Annotated in this window: 4 protein-coding genes; 3 read left to right on the top strand and 1 reads right to left on the bottom strand. The window is 29.9% G+C overall.

What is annotated here, in order from left to right; genetic code table 11:
• Window positions 1-226: 226 nt before the first annotated feature.
• Window positions 227-883, bottom strand: a complete 657-nt coding sequence (locus tag VFS71_RS13485; RefSeq protein WP_326401835.1) for a response regulator — start codon at window positions 881-883, stop codon at window positions 227-229.
• 99 nt (window positions 884-982) lie between these two features.
• Between VFS71_RS13485 and VFS71_RS13480 the strand changes: the two genes are divergently transcribed.
• The 3 genes from VFS71_RS13480 to VFS71_RS13470 all read left to right on the top strand — a co-directional run bounded on the left by VFS71_RS13480 (window position 983) and on the right by VFS71_RS13470 (window position 4362).
• Complete coding sequence (locus tag VFS71_RS13480; RefSeq protein WP_326401834.1) at window positions 983-1696, top strand: LytR/AlgR family response regulator transcription factor; 714 nt, start codon at window positions 983-985, stop codon at window positions 1694-1696.
• Between the two features lie 349 nt (window positions 1697-2045).
• Window positions 2046-2267, top strand: a complete 222-nt coding sequence (locus tag VFS71_RS13475; protein ID WP_326401832.1) for a hypothetical protein — start codon at window positions 2046-2048, stop codon at window positions 2265-2267.
• Window positions 2268-2352: 85 nt separating this feature from the next.
• Window positions 2353-4362 (top strand): sensor histidine kinase, encoded by a 2010-nt coding sequence (locus VFS71_RS13470; RefSeq protein ID WP_326401831.1) that lies wholly within the window; start codon window positions 2353-2355, stop codon window positions 4360-4362.
• The last annotated feature ends 795 nt before the right edge of the window (window positions 4363-5157 follow it).

Raw genomic sequence — 5157 nt, 5'->3', positions numbered from 1 at the left:
AAAATATTTTTCTCAGTGTTCGGAATGTTTGCCAATAACGAAATGGAAAAGACAACAGAAAAAAATAATGCAGCGATATTTTTCATATATAATTTTCTTAGCAAAATGGATTGAGGTCATTTCTATGTAAAAGTATAGAGAAGAATTGGATTGCAAATACGACAAAAACGACCTTTAACAAAGGAGGTTGTTTTTAAGTAAAATGTGTTAAAATTCAGAAAAACCTCTAAATAAATCCTTGCTTAATGGCTTCTTTCACTAGACTTGAGTCGTCTTTAGCCTCAAAAACTTTTTTCATTTTGATAATGCGTTTTTGGATCGCACTAGTTGTCAAACAAACAACCCCTTCTAACTCTTTGATTTTAAATCCCTTGGATAAATAAAGTAAAATTTGACGATTGTAATCCTCAACCATCAATTCCTTTTTCCATATTTCAGTAATGCAATTTTTCACCATGGAACTTTGATATGGCTTGCCTTTCATAATTTCCAACAAAGCTAGTTGCAATTTATCAGGGGTAATATCATTTTTTATAATAAGTCCATCTGGCCTTACTTTTTGGTAGATTTCATAAATAATAATAACTTCGGTGTGTGCCGTAATCATAACAATTTTACAGTTAGGCATCAATTCTCTAATCAATCTAGCCAAATCAATACCGGAAAAAATTGATTTTTCCTCATAACCGGGTAAGCCTTTATCGATCAAAGCAACATCAAATGATTCTTCAGCCGCAGAACTCCTCAATAGACTTAAATAGGCTTCCTCACAATTATGCGCTTTTGAAAAAATAGGTGAATTTAATCCAAAAGCCCCTTTTGACAAAGCATTAATATAGCCTTCCACAGTCATCGGATGATCATCCACTACAAGTACATTCATTTAAATATTTTTTAACTTTAACAAAATAGGCAGTTTTTCTGCAGCAAAAAAAAAAAGTACTTGACTAGCTTGCGCACGTTTTATCTTTAGTATAGTTTCATGCAGTTTTCTTTCCTTATTATCGACGACAATTCCACCAATATAAAGGGAACTTTAGAACTTTTTGATAATTTCCCAAATTATTTTTGTGCTGGAGTCATCAAAGATAGTCAAACTGCAATAAACCAAATCATAAAAGTAAAACCACAACTGGTAATTGTCCAAATTCCAATCAAATCCATTGATAGCACTACATTTTTCAAAACTATAACGGAATCATTTCAATATCTGGAATGCATTCCATATTTTATTGCCCTAGCTTCATCCCCAGATTATGCACTTGAGGCAATACAATCAGGATTTTCAGACTATATAGTAGCTCCCCTGCATCTGCATGAATTGGGAAAAATGCTCTTTAAATTTGAAAAAAGAAATCCTCCAAACATTGCGACAACTATTTGCATAAAATCCTATAGTGATTATCAATTTGTAGCCTTGCAAGATATTACCTATTTAAAAGCGGATAACAACACCACTGATATCCAGATGGACAATGGCAAAACTGTTAATGCGTATAAAACATTAAAACATTTTGAAAGTACTTTGCCATTCTATTTTTTAAGGATTCACAAAAGTTATATCGTAAACATTAATCATGTTTCCCGAATACATTTTAGCAAAGCAAAATGCTACCTTAATTACAATGAAATCTTGCCATTTTCACTTACTTACAAAGACAATATCGACGCCATTATTAAAAAAATCAATATTTAGCCCTAATTAGAAGCACTCGCTTATTGATTTATTTCAGATAATTCTCAAAAGTTGAGATTTTAAATACTAGGTTTCACCACTTAGATTCCCCTTAAAACTATTGTAACGTATTGACTTACTATAAACCCCTCCAATTTCAATAATCACACCATTATTACCTGTTAATTTGCCACAGTTATAAAACAACTGAAGCTTCTAAATATATTGAAAAATGGGGAAACCTCTGCTTTTGAGTGGAGTCATTATCAATAAATTCGAACAGTCAATTCCCGACTTTTCTTAAAAAAGGTACTCCATTCCGGATTTTGCCACCATAAACTATTTTTTAATTTTTTAAATATTTTTTTTTATGAAAAAGCTAGTAATTGTTATCGGCTGCTTATCGGCTATTGTTTTAATGTCGTCCTGTACTGCAGACAGTATTGAGAGTTCTAATAATGAAACTCTAAAAACTCAAAATCAAATCACTCTACCGGCTAATCAATCAGCCATAGATGGAGTAAATCCTCCCAGACCTTTATTAATTGAATCAGATTCAGATATAGATGGGGTAAATCCTCCTAGACCCTGATTTACAACACATTAAAACCAGATAATAAAAAACATTATCTGGTTTTAAATATATATTTTTGCTTCCAATTTAAAATTTATCAAAATTGAGAATAAAACAAAATATATTTTGGCTCGTTACCTTCCTAACTCTTTTAATAGGATGTCAAAAAAAAGCAGATATTGGATATAAAACAAGAGTTGTCAGTCTCTTAAACTCTATAGATACTTTAAACATAAAACCTTCTGACAAGGTAAACGCATTGGATACTCTCAATCTATATCTATTAAAGCATGAAAATGATTCCATCAACAGAAATTTACTCTTTAAAGTTGTCAATAAATATTATTTGTTAGGTGAACTGGAAAAGTACAAAATAGCGACAAAAGAAATTTTTGAGTTGGCAAGCTTAAAAAAAGATAAAGCACATACTGCAAAATCATTATACTACATCGGAAATTATCATTATGATAAATCACAATACGATAGTGCTTTTAGCTATTATAACAAAGCAGAAAAATTATATATCACCCTAAATGATTCGTTAATGTTGGGTACATCATCCCTTTTGAAAGGGAGTGTTCTTTTAGAAACGGGAAATTATGCAGAAAGCGAAAGCGAAACTGTAAGAGCATTTCGGTTTCTATCCAAAATCAACAGAACTGATTTAATATATAACTGCTATAATCAAATTGCTATTTCTCTTAAAGGATTAAACAACTATGCAGAATCATTAGCCTACTATAAATTGGCTTTAAGTCAACAAGATATTCTGGAAAAACAAAGATACCCCACAGATAAAATATTAAAAAACAGAATAAACTGTTATAACAACATTGGAAGGGTCTATGAAAAAATGGGAAAATATTCCGAAGCGATCCGCTTTTATGACAAAGGTTTACAAACAAAAAAAATAAAAAAAGAATTCCCAACATATTATGCAATGCTATTGGATAATCTAGGCTATTCAAAAATGAATAATGGTGATTATAATGGTGTATATGAAATATTGATTGAATCACTAAAAGTAAGCGACAGCCTTGATTTAAAGCCTATTGTAATATCTAATAAAATTAATATTGGCCAATATTTCCTTTTTAAAAAAGATACTTTAAAAGCTTTAACCAATATAAGAGAGGGATTTACTTTATCCCGAAAAATAAAATACAGCGAATTAACACTTCAATCATTGAAATTATTAGTGGAAAATGACACCAAAAATAAAACCTATTATACTAATGAATACGTGAGAATTGACGACAGCTTGCAAAAAGTCGAAAGAATAACAAGAAATAAATTTGCAAGAATTGCCTTTGAGACAGATCAAGTAGAAGAAAAAAATAAAATTTTATCCCAAACAAATACCAATATAGTAATTGGTGCAGGTATTATAATTATTTTGCTAGGTGGTTTTTTTATAATATACCGTTTAAAATCAAGAAATAAAGAGCTGTTGCATATCAAGGAGCAGCAACAGGCAAACGAAAAAATATACCAATTGATACTAAAACGGCAATGGGAAACAGAACAAGCCCGAAGCGAGGAAAGGAATCGTATTGCTATGGAATTGCATGATGGTATAGTAAACTGTATTTTCACCACTCGGTTTAATTTAATTCAATTGGAGTCACCCCAAATAGATAAAAAAGAACAACTTATAAAAGAGCTTGAGAAAACGGAAAATGAAATCAGAAGAGTTTCACATGATTTAACACAAAACCTTCTTTTTGAAGATAAAAGCTTTCCTGAAATAATAACAAATCTGATTGAGTCCCAACAAAACCAATACAATTCAAAGTTTGATGTATCACTAGATAAATACATAGATTGGTCTTCTGTTACAAGTCCAAATAAAATACATATTTATCGCATTATTCAAGAAGCAATACAGAATACCAATAAATACTCCAAAGCGGAAAGATGTTATATTATGTTATTAAAAACTAATGATAAAATAACCATTCGCATTTGGGATAACGGAACTGGGTTTAACGTGGAAAAGGTAAAGCAAGGTATTGGATTGAAAAATATAAAACAAAGGACTAAGGAATTAAATGGTCAATTGAAAATAACATCCGAAATAGGAAAAGGGACTACAATAGAGGTCGCATTTTAATGATACTCTTTTAAGCTTTAAATTACCTTTTCATAAAATTTATTCTTAATTATACACCTACGCCCTTACTCATTTTTAATCTAAAATTCTAAATTCTGTAAGACATTAAAATACTTAGTGTTATTCCAACAACTTTTTTAACATAATTTACTTAAAAACTACATATTATACTAAACTTTACTCACTAAGTTCCACTATTACTGTTCTACTGCTTAATTTCGAATAATTAATCCTAAATTAATTATTTATGCATAAAACACTCTTGGTGCTAGCTGTAATTATTGCAATCCTTTTCACTCAATTTATAAAAGAAAATACCAGACAGAACTTGGGTCATATTAATAATTCTCAAGAAAGGAAAAAAGGAAAAATAGCTTGATGGGCTCTAGGCATTACAACTTCCCTATTACAAAAAATTAAGAATAAATTTTAAATAAGCTTTTTACTAATTCACTGTTTTCCATATTTAAAATAAAATCATAAATACTTGATCTCACGGTTCTGCCAAATTAAAACATAAAATAATCAATATAAAAAAATTATGCCGCCAACTTACAGAAGGATTTAAACATAGTAATCCCGGGATTAAACATTTGATTCTTTCGCAACATATGAACAACTTCAATACCACTTAGAGTTCTTTTTGCAGATTCATTTTTTTTTTAAACCTAAACCATTTAAAATCCCCCACTTTATAAAACGATGATCCTGTTCTACTATGTTATTAAGGTATTTACATTGTCAAGGTATTTACATTGTCGAACCTCTATTTTAGAAAATGAACATTTGTTATAA

It is taken from the genome of Flavobacterium sp. (assembly GCF_035760125.1).
Taxonomy (GTDB): Bacteria; Bacteroidota; Bacteroidia; order Flavobacteriales; family Flavobacteriaceae; genus Flavobacterium.
Note: the sequence above shows the minus strand (reverse complement) of the source record. Positions and strands in the feature narration are given on the sequence as shown.